This window comes from Paenibacillus sp. ACRSA (assembly GCF_022346845.1).
GTDB lineage: Bacteria > Bacillota > Bacilli > Paenibacillales > Paenibacillaceae > Paenibacillus.
The window spans coordinates 202,332-224,148 of record NZ_JAKRNP010000001.1; the positions used below are offsets into that span (position 1 = coordinate 202,332).

The following is a 21,817-nucleotide window of genomic DNA, read 5'->3' on the forward strand; positions in this document are numbered from 1 at the left end:
TATTTGTTTTGTTTATTCATCATGTAATGTTGAATACATATCTGAGTATATCACATCGTATATACAATTTCGAAGGCTAAAATATGAATAAATTATTAATTTTAACTATTCAAATCCAATAGAATGACAAAAACACCAAAGAACCGTGCAGTCTGCTATTATCTGCCGGTACTTTGGTGTTTTATGGTATTAAACGAGTTAGACCTCATTATAGTTTTAGTAAAATGTAATGTTGTCCAACTGTAGCGTAGGCTAGCTATTGGGTAAAGTGTAGACCAAATCTACCTGTTCCCCATTGCTAAATCGATAGAAACGATAATAATTGTGGGTATCATCATTATAATACACTTGCCATACATAGATTCCGTTCACAACACCAGGCATAATACGCTTTATTTCTCCACCCGGTACCTCTGAGCTAAATCGATTGCGAATCTGGGTTTCAGACATGCCATTCTGAACCAGTTCACTGTGCACTACATTAGAGCCTGTTACCGGCTTGTTTGTATTGTCGAACTTCACCCATACGAGAACATCCTGCTTGTCCTTATTTTTACCTAGAAAGGTCCAATAAATGTTGTCTGCGCCCTCTTTACCTCCCCAGACATACTTACGAATATCTTGAGTGAACGTAATGTCTTGCTGCTGTGCAGCTTCAATAGCCATAGCTTCTTCATTGCGCTGATCCTGAGTGACATAGACATAATAACGTTGAAGTCCAAACAGGAGCAGAACTAGAACCAGCAACGATATCCAGATCCACTTCTTTTTTCTCTTCAAAAGCCGAACTTCCTTTCCTCTAAAACGCTGCATGATTAACGGGCAAGCAAACCATTAAATGCCGATTGAGACTCACGCAAGATGCGCTCTTCGTCCATCGTGAGGCATTCGCCGTGTTTAATCACTTGTTTACCATCCACCCATACATGCTCCACGTCTTTCGCTGAAGCTGAATAGATGGTATGTGAGATTAGATCCGTATGCGGATAGAAATGAGCTTGTTCAATGTTAAGGGCGATAAAGTCTGCCTTCATCCCCTCTTCTAATAACCCTGTATCATCTAAGAAAATAGATTTGGCGCCATAAGCCGTTCCTAACAGAAGAGCTTCTCCAGCTGGTACAGCTGTTGGATCACCCGATACGCCTTTATGAATCAGAGCTGCCAGTCTCATCTCTTCAAACATATCCAGGTTGTTGTTGCTTGCAGGGCCATCGGTTCCCAAGGATACCATTACACCAGCTTTCAGAAGATCCGGTACACGAGCGACACCTGAAGCAAGCTTCAAGTTACTACCCGGATTATGGGAAACTGCAACATGATTTCGAGCCAAAATTTCAATTTCTTCGTCATTCAGGTGTACCGCATGAGCAACAAGGGAGGGACGGGAGAAGAATCCCAGTTTCTCCAGATGAGCAACAGGACGAAGTCCATAATCAGTCACATTTTGCTCCACTTCTCGGATCGTTTCTGACATGTGTGTATGCAGAGGCAGATTCAAGTCGTGCGCAACTTGTACAAGCTTCTCTATGTAATCCGGCGGACATGTGTATGGAGCGTGCGGTGAGATAACCGTTGTAATACGGCCATCCGCTTGTCCATGCCACTCACGGGCAAATGCAGCCGATTCTTCCAGCTTACGCATCTGCTCTTCTTCTGAACACAGACCAATAACTCCACGAGCCAGAGAAGCGCGAATACCGGATTGTTCTACCACTTTAGCCACTTGATCCATATGATCATACATATCGAGGAAAGCCGTAGTTCCGCCTTTTAGCATTTCTAACACGGATAGGGATGATCCCCAGTACACATCTTCAGCTGTCATTTTGGCTTCCATTGGCCACATTTTTTCCTGTAACCATACCTGCAGCGCTAGATCATCTCCATGTCCTCTTAGTAGTGACATTGCCGCATGACCATGCGTATTGATCAGACCCGGTAGGAAAAGAAGTCCTTTCCCATCCACTTTGGGCAGGCTCTCGTCCCCTTCCGGCAGTGTCTCACCAATATGCACAATCTTATCATCTTCCACAACCATATAACCTTGAACCACTTTCCAGTCCAAACCACTATTTACTGCAAATTTGCCGTTATGAATAACCCATTTATTTGTCGTCATCTTCCTCGTCGTCCTTTCCATTCTCCAGGTAATAAGCAAGGCTGAGCAGATCCGTCGTAAAGTCAGCATGGTGAATGCGAATATGCGGCGGCGTTTTCAAGATCGTTGGCGCAAAATTAAGTATAGCCTCGATACCCGACTCGACCAGTTGATCAGCTACATTCTGAGCTTCTGTATCTGGAACTGTAATTATGCCGATACGAATATTATCCTTTTGGACAGACTCTGATAATTCATTCATCGGTTGAACTTTCAAGCTATTAATCTGAGTGCCAATCTTGGGACCGTAGGCATCAAACACGGCAACAATCTTCATGTTATCTTTCAAGTATGCATTGTAATTAGACAAGGCGTGTCCAAGATTACCCGCACCAACCAATGCCACGTTGATTTGCTGATCGATCTTCAGGATGTGACGAATCTTTTCGATCAAGTAGGAAACGTCATAGCCAATCCCTTTGCGACCAAAATCACCAAAATAGGCTAGATCCTTCCGGATCTGAGCTGGATTAAGATCCAAGCGTAGTCCTAGTTCTTGAGAAGAAACCGTAGTAACCTCACGTTGACTCAATTCACTCAAATAACGCAAGTAAACTGGCAAACGCCGCACGACAGCTTCTGATATTTTATCTGATTTCATTCGTTTACTCCCCTTTACCAATGTGACCCTGTAGATAGATTAAATAGGAGGCACCCTGCATGCCATACAAAATCACGGTTTACGTGGACAGGATGCCTCAATGATATACATTATGATAGCAGTAATCTTTATTTCTCAATTATTGAATCTTATAAATTTTACAACTAATTGTGATCATGGTGCAACGCTTGCGCGTATAGCCCTATTCCGAAGCCTCATCAGTAGGCTGGTCTAACCACTCACGAATTCGTGGAACCATCTGTTCGGTTAGCATATGCTCCATTTTGGGGCCTGGTAACGAATATAAGAAATACTTACCGTAATATGCTTCAATGACCCGTGTATCGTATACAATGACGATGCCTCTGTCCTTCGCTGTCCGTACAAGTCTTCCGAAGCCCTGCTTGAAACGAATAACAGCTTGTGGCACAGATAGCTTCATAAATGGATTTTTCTTCTGTTGTTGCAACAGCTCGCTTTTCGCTTCCAATAATGGATGATTAGGCGGCTGGAATGGCAATCTAACAATTGCAAGACAAGTGAGTGCTTCCCCTGGAATGTCTACACCTTCCCAAAAGCTGCTGGTACCCAAAAGTACTGTTGCCTTGGCGTCTTGGAAGCGGCGTGTGAGCTTCGAACGGCTACCACTATCCACCCCTTGACCGAGCAGCGAGATATCGTTACCCGCCAAGGCTTCCTTGAGCGGATCATACACTTGTCTCAGCATCCGATATGACGTAAAGAGCACCATCATTCGTCCACGTGTCGCAATGGCCGTTTCGGCTAATGAATGCACCAACATATCAACAAAGTGTGCATCCCCTACGCTGCCTTTTAAACTTGGGAAATCACGTGGAATAACAAGCAAGGCCTGATCCCTATAACGGAACGGAGACGGTAGCAAGGACGTAAGCAGACGGTTATGGTCTGCTGCTTCCTGCAATCCTAGTTGCTCAATCATAAATTGGAATGACTTATCTACAGAAAGTGTAGCTGAAGTCAGAACAACGCTTTTCTTTTTGTCGAAGAACAATTCCTTCAGTTGTGCGCTGACATCTACAGGAACCGCATAGAGCTGTAGCGATTTACTTCGGAACTGTCCACTTGCTTCCATCCAATAAACAGTATTGACATCATCCATACGCATGAAGAAACGTAGATTCTCTTTGAGTAGGGCAAGATCCTTCAGAAGGCCTGTAATATCCGTAATCAAGCTATCGGATTGATAGTCATCTTGTTCTTCCTTGATCTCAAGTAACAGCTTATCACCCTTACGAATCAAGTCACCTAACGTTACGTAAATTTGATTCTCATCCTCTTGAAGCGCCTGCCACTTATCAGGTTTCTGCGACGGCTTCAATCGAAGAGAGAATTGACCTGTCTCCCCTGGGGAAGCATCGCTACGCTCAGGAAGAAGATTAAATAAAGATTCGCTCAATCTGTCCCACATGTCCTTGACTTCAACAGCAAGCGGGAACATCTGATCAATAGCTGAACCCCATTGTACTGATTTTTCATGGCTTGATAGCTGGGAGCGAAGCATAGGCAACTGACCGTTACGGCTATCTTTAAATAGACGTGTGAGTGTATGAACCATCGTGAAATATTTCATATGCAAGCCTAGATGTTTACCTGCTACGTCCTCTAGGTGATGAGCCTCATCTATAACAAGACTTTCATACGCAGGAAGAAGCTGATGACTTGCCTTCACATCGGTAAATAATTTGGAATGATTCGTAATTACGATATCTGATAAGCCTGCTTCATGCTTCGCCCGGTGATAGAAACATTTGCGGAACCATGGACAAGATCGCCCAAGGCAGGATTCGGACTCGCTCTGAACCGTCTCCCAGAAGTCCCCACCACGCGCGCTCAGGTTCAGTTCTTCGTCGTCCCCTGTTTCTGTCTGAGCAAGCCAAACAATCATCTGTGCTGCTGTGAAATAGTCCTCTTTGGGTGTAGCAAATTCACGTTTGTTGATTTTGTGTTCGAATTTGCGCAGGCACAAATAATGACCCCGACCTTTGAATACAGCAGCTTTAAACGGAAACGGTACAACTTCAGTAAGCATTGGTATATCCCGTTCTCTAAGCTGCTCCTGCAGATTAATGGTGTGAGTGCTCACCATCACTTTCTGTTCTTGCTTCACACTTTCATAAATGGCTGGTAACAGATACCCCAGAGACTTACCTGTCCCCGTACCTGCTTCAATAAGCAGGTGCTTCTCTTCATCCAGAGCCTGTCTCACACTGCTGAACATTAAAGTCTGTGCTTCCCGTTCCTCGTAGTGATCCAGGGTATCTCTGAGATTGCTTCGAACCTGATCCATGAATTGCTCAAAACTGACACCATCCAGCGGATTACCCTCCAACTCATTGCGTGGAGCACCAATGTCCATCCAATCACTCACATTAAGCGCTAATTGGCGATAATAGGTGTGTCCATCCAGGTCCTGAATAGGTTCAGCTTCCTTCTCACTTCGCATACCATCGAGGTACCAACCGAAATCGCTATCCTCTGGTGCAAACAAGTCAGACAAACGCTGAATCGTAATAAGTGGCAATTCCCGTAGCTCATCCAAGCACTTCAGCAGTACATGCGCGGTAGCTAACGCATCGCTATCCGCCTGATGCGGACGGTCATGCTCAAATCCGAATTCAGTCGATACATATCCTAACTGGTAGGAGCTAAGTGAAGGAAATGAGATTTTGAGAAAATCAATGGTATCCAAAATTCGTCCTGTGAATGGCAAATATCCACAACGGTCTAACGCATTTTGAAGAAAATGAAAATCAAATGCGACGTTATGACCAACCAGAACGACATCGTTCAACAGTGGAACCATCTCCATCATCATCTCTTCTAATGAAGGAGCGTCCGCAACATCTTCTTCGGTAATACCAGTCAACCCCGTAATAAACGGTGGAATCGGTACGCCCGGATTCACATAAGAGCTATATATTTGAGATATGCTGTAGTCATGATCTATGATGGCAAGTCCGGCCTGTATAATTTCACCGTCGGACTGCGTGCCGGTTGTTTCGAAATCCAATACGGCAAATTTCATTGCAATGTACGATCCCTTCCATTCCAGTCTATGTTACAGCATAGCAAAAAAAAGGACGTTTGAAAATTAACTGACAAAAAAAGGCGGTGCCTCCTCCGTAATCCCCGAGGAAGAAACACCGTCTTCATGCTGGCTACTCCATTTTTTTATCCCATTGCAGTCAGCCAATTCCGAATTGCAATTGTCCTTTGTTTTGCCTGCAAGCTTCCATATTATACAGTGGTTCGGTCAACGTTGGGTCATGCTGAAGCGCCTGTGCAAACAACGAACATGCTCCTTGTGGATTCGCAAGCTTGGCTTCAATACATCCAAGGGCATTGCAGACTAGCCCCTTTAGACGTGGTGATCCCTTAAGTCGCAATATACGATGTAAGTGTGCTAATGCCTCTGTATTTTGTTCCAAATTGAGATGAGCAAGCGCCAGATAATAACGAGTCAATGCACTATCTGGATAGTCGGCTACAATCCGCGAAAATTGGGTAATGGCTTGCGGGTACATCTGCAATTTGAAATAACCTTGACCGCGGCTAAAGCACTCCAAATGAATTTCAGGTAGTGCCGTAACGGCTTCCTGCTCCGGTTCAAGCGACGCAGGTTTGACCAGCTCTTGTTCACGTACCTGACTCATCTTCTCCTCAAACATCAGCCACTCATCAATCATGCCATCACTCATCCGCTTGAGCAAATTCCACTTTTGAAGCAACTCCTGTTTGTTCAGGCCTTCAGCGGAAGGGTAGCGCTTGATAATTTCATCTAACATGTCGTTCATTTCTGCGAAAACATGCTGGAACATCGATGCATCCCCACCCTTGAAAAAATGAATTAGTGCAGTGACCTGTACTCATTTTTTGCTTGATGCACCGATTTCATTCCCCTTACCAGTCGATTACATAATTGTTGCGTGGATCTCTTGTTTCAAGGTTTGAACAGGCTTATTCTGCTCGTCTACAAAGACAACGGTTGGTTTATGAGCATTAGCCTCCTCCTGAGACATCATCGCATATGAAATAATAATTACGGTATCACCAGGTTGAACCAACCGAGCAGCCGCTCCATTGAGACAGATCACACCACTGCCACGCGGGCCAGGAATGACGTACGTTTCCAGACGTGCTCCATTATTATTGTTAACAATTTGAACCTTTTCATTTTCCATCAAATCGGATGTTTCCATCAGATCTTCATCGATGGTTATACTACCCACATAGTTCAAATTCGCTTCCGTGACGGTAGCGCGGTGAATTTTGGATTTCATCAGTGTTCTAAACATGAGACAGCACCTCCGATTTGTGCAACTTAATATTATCAATCAATCTTGTTTTTCCAAATTTAACTGCAAGGGCAATTAAGACATCCTCACGTCCGTACACCATTTCATGATCAGCTAGTGGCTGTAAGCTTGGAAAAGCTTGAATTTCGGCATAATCAATAACTGCCAGTGGTGACGCCTGAATTACCTTACGTAACATCTCGCGAATGTCCGCCGCAGTTACCGAGGAATTGGTATCTATAGTCTCTTGAGCTAATCGCAGTGCCTGTGACAGCACGAGTGCCTGCTCACGCTGTTCTTCGCTTAAATAGACGTTCCTTGAGCTTAGAGCCAAACCATCGCTTTCACGCACGATTGGGCAAGGTACAATCTCCACCGCCATGTTCAAATCATTGACCATTTGCTGAATAACTGCCACCTGTTGCGCATCCTTCATGCCAAAAAATGCACGCTGCGGTTGCACGATATTAAATAACTTAGAAACCACCGTTGTGACCCCATCAAAGTGCCCTGGGCGGGATGCTCCGCACAAACGATCCGTTAATTGGGAAACAGACACTGTTGTCTTCGTAGGCTCTGGATACATCTCGCTCACAGAGGGAATAAATACGATATCCACCCCTTGCAGCCTTGCTGTTTCCACATCCCTAGCTTCATCACGAGGATAGCTATCAAAGTCTTCGTTTGGTCCGAACTGAATTGGATTCACAAAGATACTAAGTACAACGATATCACTCTGCTCCTTCGCTGCTCGCATCAAGCTCGCATGTCCCTCGTGGAGATAACCCATAGTAGGCACAAAACCAACCGTAGCTTCACCCGAACCACTGCTCTGGCGCAATCTGCTAATTTCCTGTCTTACTTCGGTTATTGTGCGGATTACTTTCATCCGTTGTTCGCCACCTTTTCTTTGAGATGTCCGTATAATTGGTCTAGTACGCCATCTGCTGCTGTGAATACATGCTCTTGTGCTGGAAATGAACGGTCTTTGACTTCCTTCACGTATGCACTGATGCTGTTACGAATCAGTTCTCCTACATCCCCGTAAGTTTTGACAAAACGTTTGGGCGTATAAGGTGAAGCGTATTGCACCACATCATGGAATACCAACACCTGACCATCACAGCCACGTCCCGCTCCGATACCAATCGTAGGAATTGAAAGTTCTTCTGAGATCGCTCTTGCCACTTCTTCCGTTACCAATTCCAAAACAATTCCGAACGCACCTGCCGCTTCAAGCGCCTTAGCTTCGTCCATGAGACGTTTCGCATCAGCCGCATCCTTACCCTGAATACGATAACCTCCGATTTGATTAACAGATTGAGGGGTCAGACCGATATGCCCCAGAACAGGCACACCTGATTGAACTACCGCTTTCACGGTATCCGCAATCTCCATTCCGCCCTCCATTTTGACGGCGTGAGCATGCCCCTCCTGCATTAGGCGACGCACGCCTTTAAGTGTCTCATCAACGCTGCCGTGATAGGTCATAAAAGGCATATCTGCAACGATAAAGGTATTCTCTGCCCCGCGTACAACGGAGCGTGTGTGATACACCATATCATCAATCGTTACAGGAAGCGTTGAGTTATAGCCAAGCACAACATTACCGAGTGAATCTCCAACCAAAATAAGGTCAATACCTGCTTCTTCGGCAAGTTGTGCGGTTGGAAAATCATAGGCAGTAATCATACTTAGCGGAACGCCATCCTGTTTATATTTTTTCATTTTCACAATATTTAATGCTTGTTTGTTTGCCATTTGGTCATGGCTCCTTTCACCTTTTCAATGTAAACACAACAAAAAAACCTTTTAGTTTTCCACTAAAAAGTCCCGAAAAGTCAAAAAAGAGTCACTTGCGATCGTCCCTTCTGTCTCGGTCCTCTTCGGCTCAGAGCAGAATCCAACATCTCACTTCAACATCAATTCAATTGCTGGTTACATGTTCAAAAGTTTCGCAATCAAACGCGATCTTTTGGAACATTTCCTAATACTGTTCGATTCAAGCCAATAAGGCATACTGTTGCGTGGAGTGCAATTCGGTCTACATTAGCCGATATCGCCTCACAAACACAGTATACCAAAGTTCGGCTTAAACTTCACGTCTTATGTTCATTTTAATCTTGGAAATTCGACAATTCTCTAGTCAGTTAACGAAATTTCGCCAGAGAAAACCGTAATCCGTACTCCATCCTTTTTCTGTACAATTAGTGCACCAGAAGAATCAATACCCAGTGCCGTTCCTTCAACAATGCCATGAGCATTGGATACTTTAATATCACGATGGAGCGAGACGGATAATGCTTCCCACAAAGCAGCAATCACATTAAAGCCTTGTTTTTGATACATATCATATAATTGCTCTAGCTCTGTTAGAATTGCTGCTGCAAGTAAAGTTCGGTCTACCGTTTTGCCTGTTTCTATTTGGAGAGACGTCGCAATCGGTGACAGTTCCTCAGGATAATCTTGCTTGTCAAAATTAACATCGACCCCGATTCCTGCAATACAATATCTCAGTTCATGATCTTCTAGAGCTGACTCCATTAGAATTCCACATATTTTACGACCATTAACCAGCACATCATTCGGCCACTTAATTCCAGCATCTACGCCTGTAAATGAACGAATCGCGCGACAAACGGCAAGCCCTGTTAACAATGTTAGTTGCGGTGTGTTACGAAGAGATTGCTGTGGCCGCAGCAAGATACTCATCCATATGCCCTTACCTGGAGGAGAATACCATCTGCGACCATAACGGCCTCGTCCATTGGTTTGTTCCTCTGCAAGTACAACAACCCCTTCGCTGACACCCTCGTCTGCGAGCTGTTGCACCTCTCCCTGAGTAGATGGCGTCGATTGCATAATAATCGCCTTACGTCCAAATACTTCTGTTTGCAACGCCAACTGGAGCCCTGCTTCATCAATGCTATCAGGCTTTGTAAGAAGCCGATATCCTTTTCGAGAGACAGCTTCGAACTCATAACCAAGATCGCGTAGCTTATTCACATGCTTCCACACGGCAGTTCTGCTGATGAGTAAATATTTGCTAATCTCTTCCCCAGATACAAACTGTCCATCCGCTTTTAGTAACATATGTAGCAGTTCTTCATGCTTGGTCAATGGCTCCCACCCGCTTCACTTCTGCACTCAGCGCTTCAGACTGATTTGCTATATTTCCAATTGCGGTTTCTCTCAGCAGATGCTTCATGAGCTGTCCCAACCAAGGCCCGCCTTTGCGTCCTAGTAAACCGAGAATCGCCTCGCCAGTAATATTCAGATCCTTTAATTCCTGTACCTGCATAGACTGGCTCCACTCTGAAGCGTGGGCTTGAATATAGTTGAACTGATCTTCCATTGAGATCGGCAGTTCTCTCCAAGCGGCTGGAAGAATGGATTGAATCATCAGCCAGTCTTGAGTGGCACGGATACCGCATACCAGTACCGCTTGGATCCACTCCGCTCGCAGCGCCTCTACAGGTTTATTTTCCTGCACCAGACTTCTGGTCATCCATTCCACTTGGAGAACTCCAGTCATACGGGTACGTTCGTCGTTAGAGAAAGTCCATTGACGTAACAGCGTATCCGCCTCATCCTTTGAATAGTTGCCTGCCAGCAGAAGTAATGCCCAACGGAGTATGACATGCTCACCCTTGAGCTCTTCAAGATTCATCAGAAGTGTTCTATTAAACCGTTTGGCATCGACAGGGGCTTTGACTTCTTCCAGTATTCGACTGCGAAGCAGAAGCTCCATACCTGCGAGCGGTTGTGAACCTGCCATCATTTTGACCATCTCGGTCCGCACTCGTTCCATAGCGATATGCTTTAACAGATCTCTCTGAAGGAGAAGTCCCTTCCACGTGTTATAGGCAATGCTAAAGTGGAAAACTGATGCAAAACGCACACACCGAAGGATTCGCAGTGCATCTTCACCAAATCGCGCCTTGGCTTCTCCCACACAACGAACTCGCTCCTCGCGAATATCAATTTGACCACCGAAAGGATCAACGATATTTCCGTCTGAATCCATTGCGAGAGCATTCATGGTGAAATCGCGCCGTTGCAAATCCTCTTTGATATCCTTCACAAAGTGTACGGCTGAGGGTCTTCGATTATCCTTATATTCCGATTCTGTGCGGAATGTTGTTACTTCGAAGTAATAGCCACCAGAGCGAACGGTCACTGTACCATGCTGAAGCCCAGTTGGGATACAGTCTTCGAACAACTGCATCACCTGCTCAGGAGAAGCCGAAGACGTAATGTCCATATCATCCACTGCTCTTCCTAGGAGCTCATCGCGTACACAACCACCCACCCAATAAGCTTCATAACCATGCTCGTTCAACGTACGAATCACACATTCACTTTGTCGTGCCATCTCTTGATCCACCTGTACCCATTGAACCACTTTACTCACCTCATTACTATCCTGCACTTCGCTAAGCACGACCATGTGCTCTTACGAGGTCAGGATTGTATCAACCACATACCGGCTTGAGACTCGGAACTTCACGTCCCAGCACGCGGTAATAAATTTCTTCATATTCATGACGAATAGCATCATTGCAGAAATCATGATGTGCTCGATGTAAACAAGCTTCTCTGAATTCAGCAGCTAGACGATCATCGGTTAACAAACGGATTGCATTCTCCGCCATGGACTGCGTATCTCCGATCGGAGACAAGAATCCTGTTTTGCCGTGTAACACCAGTTCAGGAATACCGCCAGCCTGTGAACCAATCGTTGGCACACCACAAGCCATTGCTTCAAGCGCAACAAGGCCAAAGCTCTCTTTTTCCGATGGTAGCATCAGGACATCAGCCATGGAGATCACTTGCGCGATATCATCCTGTTTACCCAGAAAATGCACGCGATCACTCAAGCCCATTTCATTGATCTTCCACTGAATTTTGGGGAGGTCTGGCCCTTCGCCCACAAACAATAATCTAGCAGGAACTTGTTCCTGCACCTGCCGAAATACCTCTACCACATCCTGCGTTCTCTTCACTGGTCGGAAGTTAGAGATGTGCATTAATATTTTCTCATTCGGTGCTGCAAAATCACGACGTAAGCTGGCCGCATCACGTGGATAATAAATTCGTTTATCAATAAAATTATACGTGAGATCGATTGGACGTTGGATATCCAACAAGTCCACCGTCTCACGAATCAAATCACGAGATACAGCGGTTACCGCATCACTTTCATTGATCGCCAGACGGATAAGATCCTTCAATGATTCATCCTGTGCAAGCACTGTTATATCTGTACCATGAAGGGTTGTGACTACTTTCAGGTCATCTCCCACCATCTGCTTAGCTAAGAAAGCACATACGGCATGCGGAACCGCATAATGTACATGAAGCAAATCGAGTTGCTGTGCCTTCGCTACTTGTGCCATCTTCGTCGCGAGAGAGAGATCATAAGGCGGATAACGGAACACGTAATAGTCGTTAACCTCTACCTCATGATAGAATATATTTTTTTGAAACGAACCCAGTCTAAACGGGATACTGTTGGCAATAAAGTGAACCTGGTGCCCCTGTTCGGCAAGCAATTTGCCTAGCTCCGTTGCGACAACGCCAGACCCTCCTAGGGACGGATAACAGGTGATGCCAATCTTTAACTTTTGATCCATCCAATGGACGCTCCTTTGATCCCCCGCGAGTGCAGGTTAATGTAATGCAACGGAAAACGAATCATCATTCATCATCTATAATAAGAAGATTCACCGTTATTTATGATTTGCTGAACCAAACTGACGAACAACATAAGGTGTTAAAGTCGCGAAACCTTCAGCAAAAGGGATGAGGCTACGCTGCCCTAATAGAGAATCCCTTGCTCTTACCCGCTCAATGTATCCTTGATTCAGTGGAGTGGAGACAGTGCCGACCCCCCTCTCAAACTGTGAACGGTAACATAGCAGTGAATTTTCCTTTTGTTCATAGTGTTCCGAAATATCTACAATCAAATCCGTTTTGCCAATATCGTTAATAAAGTAAAAATAACATTCCTTTACTTGCACAGCTGGCAATTCCGGCATGTAATTTCTTAGTTTCGCATTAAATACAGCTTCCTGCACAATTTTACTGCACATCACATGATCCGGATGGCGATCCTCCCAATATGGAGCAAATACCACACGTGGGGCATGGCGACGAATCTCAGCCGTTACCGCTTGAATATGCTCTGGCGTTATGTATAGGCCTCGATCAGGCAGTCCCAGATTTGACCGACACGAAAGACCGAGGACGCGGGAGGCTTCCTCCGCTTCCTCGGCCCTGCGCTCCACCGTACCGTTCGATGACATCTCAGCTCGGGTTAAATCGCACACGCCAACCTTTAATCCGGCTGCCGTGTGTTTCGCGATAGTTCCACCCATACCAATTTCCGCATCATCCGCGTGAGCACCGAAAATGAGTATATCTAAACTCATTGCGTATCACCTGGTTCTATACCCGCCTCTGGCTTATATTTGTGAACAAGCTCTCTCCATGCAAAGTCACCACGATCCAATGCTTTAACGAGAATCTCGGCTGTTGCAATATTGGTTGCCAGAGGAATACCTTGAACATCACATAGACGAAGAAGTGCATTAATATCTGGTTCGTGTGGCTGTGCCATCAGTGGATCACGCAAGAAAATAATAAGATCCATCTCATTCTGCGCAACCAACGCACCAATCTGTTGATCTCCACCCAGCGGGCCGGATTCGAATCGGTGGATCTGTAGAGATGTTCCTTCCATTATACGAAGACCTGTAGTGCCGGTGGAATATAATTGGTGGTCAGTAAATACAGGTTCATATGCTGTCACGAAGTTGACCATTTCTTCTTTTTTGCGATCATGGGCAATAAATGCAATTTTTAGCATGACAATCTCCTTTTGGGTTCAGGTTCAAAACGTCCGGGTTCTGAACAGCCTCTTTTAGTCGATAAAGTTATCGAAACCGTAGATGAGTCCTGTATATTCCATAACTTTTTGGATACCAATTTTAACACCTGGCATATAACCTGCACGTTCATAGGAATCATGACGAATTTTGAGCGTTTGGCCAAAATCACCAAATACAACTTCCTGTTGTGCAAAGACGCCAGGTAGACGAACGCTATGAATGCGGAAGCCATTATAATATCCACCACGAGATCCCTCGATAAGCTCTTCTTCATTCGGGTTACCTTGGCGAAGTTCCTCACGGTTGGCTGCAATTAGCTCAGCCGTTTTGATGGCCGTTCCTGATGGAGCATCCAGCTTCTGATCCCCGTGGTACTCAATGATCTCCACGTTAGGCATATGTTTGGCTGCTTGTGCCGCAAATCTCATCATTAGAATAGCTCCAATGGAGAAGTTAGGGGCAATCAAACCTCCGATACCTTTGTCCTGACACTGCTTGTCCAGTTGCTCAATTTGTTCGGTTGTAAACCCTGTAACGCCCATAACGGGTCTTACCCCATATCGGATCGCAATTTCAGTATGTTTAAACGCATATTGTGGGATTGTAAAATCAACCATAACCTGCGGTTTAGACTCAGCAAAAGCCATTTCAATATCGTCGGTCACCGATACTCCACACTCTGGAAGACCGACGAGTGTTCCGGGATCTGTGCCGGCGCCGGAACGGTTAACTGCTGCTGCCAATTCTAATTCAGGATCTTGAAGCACCAATTTCACCACTTCTCGGCCCATCCGGCCAGCCGCTCCAATTACGGCAACTCTGATTGTTTCACTCATCTTGGCTGCATCTCCTCGCTATGTTTGATCAGTAGTCCGAATCCGTTCTATGCTAATGTCGCCATTAGAATGGATTCTTATTGAATAGAATTCATGCGTTGTTTGATTTGGTCGAGCAATAGATGCAATTGCCCATTCTGCGGATCCAGAGACAATGCATCACGTACAGCTTTCGTTGCAAGATCGAACTCGTTCAGATCGCTGTATGCAAGAGCTAGCATCACATGTGCCTCCACAGATAAGGGATCGAGCTTAACGGCTTGCTTCAGCAGCCTAGCGGCTTGCACATAACGTTCATGTGTCCCACTTCCTGCCTGTTCTAACATGCCCTTTGCTTGAATGCTCAGTTGCTTCGCTTCGAGCGTCTGCAAATGCAATCTGTACTCCTCCGTGTCCTGAGACAACTCCACAGCCTTGCGAGCATATTGCAATGCAGGACTAAGGTGCTGACTGCGCGCATGCGTGATGGAACAGCGATAGTAGAGCTCCGCATGTTCCGGGTGAGCGTGAATGGCTGATTCGAACCACCGAATCGCCTGCTCAAAATCATTTTGCAAAATACAGCGATAAGCTTGCTGCATGTAATCTTCCGGCTTCATCATCCAAGCTGTCCCTCCCCAATCGGGTGATGGTACAGCATATGTAATCTACGCCTAATCGGTGTTTTTTGGAGTCCACCGATTAGCATCGCGTGTATTAAATTTATGCATGACTTTATCATGTGCCTGAGCCAGGTCAATGCCGAGCGAATTGGCAAAACAAATCGTGATAAATAAAATATCTCCAAGTTCCAGTTCAATCGAGTTATCTGCTTCAGAAGCCTTCTTCGGCTTCTCACCAAACTCATGATTCACTTCCCGTGCAAGCTCCCCTACTTCTTCTGACATGCGAGCCAGCATGGCGAGTGGACTGAAGTACCCCTCTTTGAACTGTGAGATATAGAGATCAACCTCACGCTGCATTTCTGCGATGCTTTTCTCCATGAGAACGGATTCTCCTTTTGAAATAATGTCGTATTTGTTCATAATAATATCAGTTATTTAGATACACTTCCACAATATAAACCACAAATCATTTTTAAAGAATCTACAAAAAGGTATACTAAGATGGGAATGATTGCTTTAAGTGCGTGTTCAAAAAGGAAAGCGGACTTTTTGAACAACCTCTTTAACATTCTAAATTTACATACGGTGAGGGATCTTATGAGTACAATTAAATCGTTGGTGCAATTTAAATTAATTCTGCCTATTTTGCTCGGTACAGCCTTGTACGCGTTCGGACTGCTCTATTTCATCATCCCTAACCAGTTGATGGAAGGCGGAGTCACCGGCGTCACCGTGTTGGTTAACTATGCATTTGGCATCTCACCTTCACTCACAACCTTAATTCTGAACGTGCCACTTTTCCTAATTGGACTCAAAATTTTGGGTGGCAAACAGATGATCTATACCGGCGTGGGGATCGGCGCGCTCACTATTTTCCTATGGTTGTTTGAAAAAATGATTCATTTGGGGTGGATTGAACCCCTCCATACGGAAAATGACCTCTTGCTTGCTGCGTTATATGCTGGTGTTACACTTGGCGCAGGCCTCGGGATCGTCTTTCGCTGGGGCGGAACGACAGGTGGCTCTGATATTATCGCTCGCATTCTGAATCGAAAATATGGCTGGAGTATGGGACGTATACTGCTGGGGATTGATTTTATCATTATCGGGATCTCTCTGATTTACATCCCAAAAGAAAAAATTCTCTATACGCTCGTGGCTGTATTCATCGCTTCGAAAGTCATTGACTTTATTCAAGAAGGGGCTTACTCTGCTCGTGCGTTTATGATTATCAGTGACCACGCTCCCGAAATTGCTGATCTGATTACCCGGGAAATGGATCGCGGAGTAACACTCATTCCCGCTATTGGAGCCTACTCCAAACAAGCTAAGCACGTGGCATACTGCGTTATTTCTCGTCAGGAATTTAGACGTTTGCAAACGATCGTGCGTTCTGTTGATCCACGTGCATTTGTCATTATCAGTGACGTACATGACGTGCACGGTGAGGGTTTCAAGGAAAACTAAACTACTCATAATAAAAAGACCTCTACTCCAAGAAATCAGCCGTACGACGGCCTTCCTTGTGGACAGAGGTCTCTTCATATCTTAGATGTATTCTTGCTTATCTCCGAAAAGGAAATATCCCTTGTTGCTGAGCCCGGTATTTCCGAAATCCTGCGTAACTTAGAGCCGCAACAATCACTGACGTAATTAACATCCCTGCTGCTCTCCGATCAGGCCCTTGTACAAATGGAACGAAGGCACTTTCGTCTTTTTCACGTCCGAACAACTGATTCACCAACTCTTCACCATGTATCATCATAGCCTGTAGTTGTGAGAGATCAGGTTGTTTTCCCATCGTTAGCCCTTTTGTATGGGACATCCAGGCGTCCAGTTGCGCAATCTCGTAGGGTTCACGCCGAATCAGTGCTGCTGGACGAACGGTCTCATAATGCTCTTCCAGCGCAGCATACCGACTTAACAATGTTGCAGCATTTTGTCGCTGGTTCGCCGCTAAAGACAAAGCCTGAAGATCGTCTTTTATAATCTTATAGTACTGAAGCCATAATGGTTTTGCAGGATTAGCCAGGCTATCGGCAGCCAGTCTTAATTTCGCTGAAGCTTGCTGTAGAGCTGTAGTATCACTTTTAATTCGTACAGCAGCCTCTTTTACTTCAACCACCGTCTCAGATAAGGCATGAATGCCCTCCACCGTCGTTTGACCTTCGAACGATATATGTTCCAGCCCATTACTGATCCTAAGAATACTACCTCTGACCTTCTCCACATCCTGCTCCAGTGCGTAACGGTATAATAGAGCTGCTTCTTCATTCATCTGCTGAATCGAAAGATTGGCTGAAACAGATTCTTCGACTTGACCATTCTCACTATTACTTTGCGCAGAACCACTATATGACAAGTTCGCCCAGAACAGTAGAGCCATGAACGATATTATCCATAACCTTAATGTACTCTTGAACCTTCTCTTCATGGACATCCCCCCCACCATCAATCTATGGCAGGTTTTCCTTCCTTAGAACAGGCTCGTACGTGAAATTAACTCCGTTTGGCTTGCCTCAATGCAAGCCATGACACCAGAATACTTAACAGCGTTAAGACCACTGTAAAATTGCGCACCAGATCTACATGATCCCAAAGGGTATAAGGTAGCCATGGATAAATATCATATGTGTAATCCATCACATCATTAAGTAAAGTCCACAACGCCGCGATTAGAAGTGCCACCCAGCGGAAACCGAAAAATCGAACATACAACAAAGCTTCAATAGCCATAGCGCCATGTGATGCAATCAACATCCAATCCTGCCAAGCTGCCGCATTTCCCTGCGACCATCCAGCGAAAATAATAGAAATTGCCCACACACCATACTTCACAGAGGTCACTACCGCTAACGCTTGTATCACATGTCCAATACGATTAACCCATTGCGATTTCGGTTTATACAAAATCCATAATAAGGACAGCGTAAAGAATAAACTTGCCGTTGGGCTGTCAGGCACAAATACAATTTGCCAAAGCGGCTGCTTCTCCAGCGTGTCTACCAACTGATCACCATACCATATGTATCCATATACTGTTCCGAATGCATTACACCAAAATAGAAGCCACAGGAAATAACGGTTAGTCAGAAATTCCTTACTCCAAAAAAACGATAAAGACACGTTCGCTTCCCCTTCCTACATCCTTGTTTTCAAGTATAGCTAAAGTCTCCAAAAAACCTGACCGTATAAACGATCAGGTTTCATTGGTTAATTCGATTTTACTGTTCTGCCTTCTGTTTCGCAAGCCATTCTGTCAGATGGGTAATCTCCTCGTCGGTAACACCTTGAGCAATAGCTTGGTCATACATCTTAGGCATCGTATTATATCCTTCTTTGATAATCGTCAGAATCTCTTCCTGGCTATGTTTGTCACCTACACCTCGAAGGGATGGGCCTGCAGCTCCACCCTTCATATCGGCTGCATGACAATTAATACAGCCCGCCTTCTTGAACGTTTCCATCGCCGGATCATCCTTTTCGACGATGGCAACTTCCTGCTGCTGTCCTGGTGCATTGGAAGTAGGTAGTCCCTGTTCAGCCCTCTCATGTGCTTCTTCTTCACGTTGTATGTGCTCAGGCTTCTGACCTGACGCCTCAAGCTCATGCTTGTAGTGCGTCCAAGCAACATTCGTGAGATAGAATACAGAAAGGACAGACAGAATCATCAGCGATGAAGCAATAGGGCGCTTATAGAAGCGACGCTCCTTACCAGTGTCCAGAAACGGCGCCAGCAACAAGGCACCAAACGCAACTCCACTTACCCCCAGTACACCGAGCAACACATAGTCACCAGAGGCATACGGATATTTCAAGTACTGATACAGAAATAGGAAGTACCAGTCAGGCATCGGAATAACCGATGCGCTAGGATTGGCCGGATAACCTAAAGGTGCAGGTTCAGATATGGTTAGTACGAGAATACCGACCAATACCACGACACCAACCATCCATTCCTTCAGCAAAAAGTTAGGGATGAACGCCTCAGACTTGCCCGGATAAGCCGTGTAGTCTGGCGGCGTGATGAAACCCGCACCCTTGCGGACACGTGAATCACCGACATAGATAATCTTTTCCTCATCCTCTGACTTCGGTCCGTGAGCCATTACGATTCCTCCCTTCTCAAATTATAGTGGTCCTGAAATACCCTGTCTGCGGATCATAATAAAGTGTCCGACCAGTAGCACTAGAAGCACTGCGGGGAGGAAGAAAACGTGTAAGGCGAAGAAACGAGTTAACGTTTGTGCACCTACAATGGTACCGCCTTGTAAAAATTCTTTAATAATCGGGCCGAGCCACGGAACTGTATTCGCAATCTCCAAAGTAACTTTTGTAGCAAAATACGCTTTGTTATCCCATGGTAGCAAATATCCTGTCAAACCAAGACCAAGCATGACGAAAAAGATTAACATTCCTACTACCCAGTTCATTTCACGCGGTGCCTTGTAAGAGCCTGTAAAGAACACACGCATCGTATGTAAGAACATCATTACGATGACAAGACTCGCTCCCCAGTGGTGCATTCCGCGTACAATTTGACCGAAGGCTACTTTGGTTTGCAAATACTCGACACTCGCATAAGCATTAATAATGTCAGGCACGTAATACATCGTCAGGAACATTCCTGACAAAATTTGAATTACAGTGATAAAGAACGTCAACCCACCAAAACAGTACACGAATGCGGAAAAATGATGTGCCGGGTTCACGTGCTCTGGAACCTCATGATCCGCAACGTCCCTCCAGATGGGCGTGATATCGAGACGTTCGTCAATCCAGTCATAGATATTTTTAAACATCTGCGTCCACGCCTCCTAATTCACTCTGGTGTTCGGAACGATCTCGCCGAGGTATACCCAGCCTTGTTCCTCTTTGACCACGTACTCATCCAGCGGTTTCGGGGCCACGGCAAGATTTTTCCCTTCCTTGTCATAATGCGCACCATGACAAGGGCAATGATACTCATCAGGATAATTCTTGTCGCTGTTCCAACCTACGGTACATCCTAGATGTTTGCAAATAGGCGAAAGCGCATAAATTTTACCCTGCTCGTCTTTGCGAATCCAAGCCACCAACGAAGCATTGCTTAGATACCAACCGTCCTGTTGTTGTAGTTCAAATGTAAATTCTTGAGGTTCAGTTGTAATTTTGCTGATTTCTGCTACTTTGACAGAGGTACCTTCTCCCTTATGCTGCAAAATCGGATCCACCGCAAAACGGATCATGGGCAGAACTGCACCGGCGGCCATGTAGGCTGTAGCTCCACCAAGCGTGTACGTCAAAAACTGCCTGCGTGACATTTCCATCCTGCTTGGCGGTCTCTTTGAGTCTTCGTGCTGGTCATGCTCACTGCTCATACTGTCTCCAACCCCCTTTTTCAGCCAACTCTCTCAACCGTTTTCATTATCAGAAATTCCACGTCTTACTAGAACATACATAATCATATAGTAGCCCCAGAACACCGTCAAGAATTTGTCACACTTTTTTAAGGTTCAATTGTAAGCGTTATTACAAAAGTGTCGATTTTTTGTCACATTTACCAATTCGAATTCATCTTTTCCATAAGTCACGGATTTTCTCCCCAACATACCGAGGGATTTCGTTTTTTTCCACGTTCTGAATGATGTCTGAGCGAAGTAAAATCAAATCAGCATCAGGCATTTGTTCTTTATCCAATAGTCCATCCGATGACATTATAACCACATATTTGAAACCAGACGTTTTAAGCTGTTTACACACTGTGTTTAATGCCATTGACATTTCCGGAATTTCAAAATGGAACGCCGGATAGGTCATAATTCGCCCTTTGAATGGGATCTCTACCAAGTCTAGAAAATCTCGAAGCCGCTCCAACGCTTCAGTAGCATCAACTGGCGATTGATTACCTCTGAGGGCTGTATAAGGAATTAGACAGGTGTCCAGATAGAGTTGCAGCTCAGCCCAACTGTCTTGAGTCATCTCACTGAATTTCACTTCCCTATTTCCCCTCTCCATCCATTTTATTCCCATATTATATATGAGCATTTCACATAAATCTATTGATTTAAATTTGACCTTTCTTATTAACACCGCATAATTCGTACCAAACAGGGTTAACGATCCCAAAAAAATTTCAATAAAAAACAAGGAATGCGATATACACACTCCTTGTTGGTTCCATTCTATATGAATGTTTATTTAAACATTAAATATCAGCTTATGGCCTTCAGTTCATCCGTTAGACTCCGGAAAGCTACTTCGTCTCCAGTAGCCAGCGCTTTGTCGATTTCCATATACAGCTTTTCGCTACGCTGTTTACGAAGCGCCTCGTCCCACACCATCTCAGCAGCCAGCCCCAACATGACTTCATACGTAACTTTCATTTTATCCAATAGGATGCACCT

The 21,817-nt window shown here is 45.1% G+C and carries 24 protein-coding genes; 1 reads left to right on the forward strand and 23 read right to left on the reverse strand.

From position 1 onward, the window contains the following. Window positions 1-252: 252 nt before the first annotated feature. From MH215_RS00900 to MH215_RS00975, 16 genes are all read right to left on the reverse strand, one after another. Window positions 253-780, reverse strand: coding sequence for a hypothetical protein (locus MH215_RS00900; protein ID WP_056696796.1), 528 nt, complete (start codon window positions 778-780; stop codon window positions 253-255). 35 nt (window positions 781-815) lie between these two features. Next, window positions 816-2,120 carry an amidohydrolase gene (locus tag MH215_RS00905; RefSeq protein ID WP_239287099.1) on the reverse strand — a complete coding sequence of 435 codons (1,305 nt, stop codon included), beginning with the start codon at window positions 2,118-2,120 and terminating at the stop codon, window positions 816-818. Further along, window positions 2,107-2,760 (reverse strand): redox-sensing transcriptional repressor Rex, encoded by a 654-nt coding sequence (locus tag MH215_RS00910; RefSeq protein ID WP_056696791.1) that lies wholly within the window; start codon window positions 2,758-2,760, stop codon window positions 2,107-2,109. The genes MH215_RS00905 and MH215_RS00910 overlap by 14 nt, the downstream gene beginning before the upstream one ends. A 202-nt stretch (window positions 2,761-2,962) precedes the next feature. Continuing rightward, complete coding sequence (gene dinG, locus MH215_RS00915; RefSeq protein ID WP_239287100.1) at window positions 2,963-5,827, reverse strand: ATP-dependent DNA helicase DinG; 2,865 nt, start codon at window positions 5,825-5,827, stop codon at window positions 2,963-2,965. 160 nt (window positions 5,828-5,987) lie between these two features. After that, entirely contained in the window at window positions 5,988-6,620 is a 633-nt protein-coding gene (locus tag MH215_RS00920; RefSeq protein ID WP_145047447.1) for a tetratricopeptide repeat protein, read from the reverse strand. Between the two features lie 93 nt (window positions 6,621-6,713). Beyond that, window positions 6,714-7,097, reverse strand: a complete 384-nt coding sequence (panD, locus tag MH215_RS00925; RefSeq protein WP_056696783.1) for an aspartate 1-decarboxylase — start codon at window positions 7,095-7,097, stop codon at window positions 6,714-6,716. Next, window positions 7,090-7,986, reverse strand: a complete 897-nt coding sequence (gene panC, locus MH215_RS00930; protein WP_239287101.1) for a pantoate--beta-alanine ligase — start codon at window positions 7,984-7,986, stop codon at window positions 7,090-7,092. The genes panD and panC overlap by 8 nt, the downstream gene beginning before the upstream one ends. Next, window positions 7,983-8,858, reverse strand: a complete 876-nt coding sequence (panB, locus tag MH215_RS00935; RefSeq protein WP_239287102.1) for a 3-methyl-2-oxobutanoate hydroxymethyltransferase — start codon at window positions 8,856-8,858, stop codon at window positions 7,983-7,985. The genes panC and panB overlap by 4 nt, the downstream gene beginning before the upstream one ends. A 381-nt stretch (window positions 8,859-9,239) precedes the next feature. After that, window positions 9,240-10,217, reverse strand: coding sequence for a biotin--[acetyl-CoA-carboxylase] ligase (locus MH215_RS00940; protein WP_239287103.1), 978 nt, complete (start codon window positions 10,215-10,217; stop codon window positions 9,240-9,242). Further along, entirely contained in the window at window positions 10,204-11,511 is a 1,308-nt protein-coding gene (locus tag MH215_RS00945; RefSeq protein WP_343224498.1) for a CCA tRNA nucleotidyltransferase, read from the reverse strand. The genes MH215_RS00940 and MH215_RS00945 overlap by 14 nt, the downstream gene beginning before the upstream one ends. 61 nt (window positions 11,512-11,572) lie before the next feature. Beyond that, on the reverse strand, window positions 11,573-12,733 hold the full coding sequence (bshA, locus tag MH215_RS00950; protein ID WP_056696777.1) for an N-acetyl-alpha-D-glucosaminyl L-malate synthase BshA: 1,161 nt from the start codon (window positions 12,731-12,733) through the stop codon (window positions 11,573-11,575). Between the two features lie 96 nt (window positions 12,734-12,829). Then, entirely contained in the window at window positions 12,830-13,531 is a 702-nt protein-coding gene (gene bshB1 / locus MH215_RS00955) for a bacillithiol biosynthesis deacetylase BshB1 (protein ID WP_239287104.1), read from the reverse strand. Continuing rightward, window positions 13,528-13,968, reverse strand: a complete 441-nt coding sequence (mgsA, locus tag MH215_RS00960) for a methylglyoxal synthase (RefSeq protein ID WP_056696773.1) — start codon at window positions 13,966-13,968, stop codon at window positions 13,528-13,530. The genes bshB1 and mgsA overlap by 4 nt, the downstream gene beginning before the upstream one ends. A gap of 54 nt (window positions 13,969-14,022) precedes the next feature. Beyond that, window positions 14,023-14,826: a 4-hydroxy-tetrahydrodipicolinate reductase gene (gene dapB / locus MH215_RS00965; RefSeq protein WP_239287105.1), complete on the reverse strand. Its 804-nt coding sequence runs from the start codon at window positions 14,824-14,826 to the stop codon at window positions 14,023-14,025. A gap of 77 nt (window positions 14,827-14,903) precedes the next feature. Next, the gene (locus MH215_RS00970; protein WP_239287106.1) at window positions 14,904-15,428 is read right to left on the reverse strand and encodes a tetratricopeptide repeat protein; all 525 of its coding nucleotides are present in this window, start codon (window positions 15,426-15,428) and stop codon (window positions 14,904-14,906) included. A gap of 51 nt (window positions 15,429-15,479) precedes the next feature. Beyond that, window positions 15,480-15,809, reverse strand: coding sequence for a nucleotide pyrophosphohydrolase (locus tag MH215_RS00975; RefSeq protein ID WP_056696770.1), 330 nt, complete (start codon window positions 15,807-15,809; stop codon window positions 15,480-15,482). Between the two features lie 219 nt (window positions 15,810-16,028). Here MH215_RS00975 and MH215_RS00980 point away from each other — a divergent pair, with 219 nt between their 5' ends. Continuing rightward, complete coding sequence (locus tag MH215_RS00980; RefSeq protein WP_239287107.1) at window positions 16,029-16,898, forward strand: YitT family protein; 870 nt, start codon at window positions 16,029-16,031, stop codon at window positions 16,896-16,898. A gap of 97 nt (window positions 16,899-16,995) precedes the next feature. Here the strand turns inward: MH215_RS00980 and MH215_RS00985 are convergent, their stop codons facing one another. From MH215_RS00985 to MH215_RS01015, 7 genes are all read right to left on the reverse strand, one after another. After that, a complete protein-coding gene (locus MH215_RS00985; protein ID WP_239287108.1) occupies window positions 16,996-17,865 on the reverse strand; it encodes a sporulation protein YpjB in 870 nt (289 codons plus the stop codon). 65 nt (window positions 17,866-17,930) lie between these two features. Further along, window positions 17,931-18,557 (reverse strand): DUF1405 domain-containing protein, encoded by a 627-nt coding sequence (locus MH215_RS00990; protein WP_239287109.1) that lies wholly within the window; start codon window positions 18,555-18,557, stop codon window positions 17,931-17,933. A gap of 98 nt (window positions 18,558-18,655) precedes the next feature. Next, the gene (locus MH215_RS00995; protein WP_239287110.1) at window positions 18,656-19,540 is read right to left on the reverse strand and encodes a menaquinol-cytochrome c reductase cytochrome b/c subunit; all 885 of its coding nucleotides are present in this window, start codon (window positions 19,538-19,540) and stop codon (window positions 18,656-18,658) included. A 21-nt stretch (window positions 19,541-19,561) separates the two neighbouring features. Next, window positions 19,562-20,233: a menaquinol-cytochrome c reductase cytochrome b subunit gene (gene qcrB / locus MH215_RS01000; protein ID WP_056696759.1), complete on the reverse strand. Its 672-nt coding sequence runs from the start codon at window positions 20,231-20,233 to the stop codon at window positions 19,562-19,564. Window positions 20,234-20,248: 15 nt separating this feature from the next. Next, window positions 20,249-20,791 carry a Rieske (2Fe-2S) protein gene (locus tag MH215_RS01005; protein ID WP_056696757.1) on the reverse strand — a complete coding sequence of 181 codons (543 nt, stop codon included), beginning with the start codon at window positions 20,789-20,791 and terminating at the stop codon, window positions 20,249-20,251. A gap of 193 nt (window positions 20,792-20,984) precedes the next feature. After that, window positions 20,985-21,407: a DUF2487 family protein gene (locus tag MH215_RS01010; protein WP_239287111.1), complete on the reverse strand. Its 423-nt coding sequence runs from the start codon at window positions 21,405-21,407 to the stop codon at window positions 20,985-20,987. Window positions 21,408-21,625: 218 nt separating this feature from the next. After that, window positions 21,626-21,805 carry an IDEAL domain-containing protein gene (locus MH215_RS01015; protein ID WP_056696754.1) on the reverse strand — a complete coding sequence of 60 codons (180 nt, stop codon included), beginning with the start codon at window positions 21,803-21,805 and terminating at the stop codon, window positions 21,626-21,628. Between the last annotated feature and the right edge of the window lie 12 nt (window positions 21,806-21,817).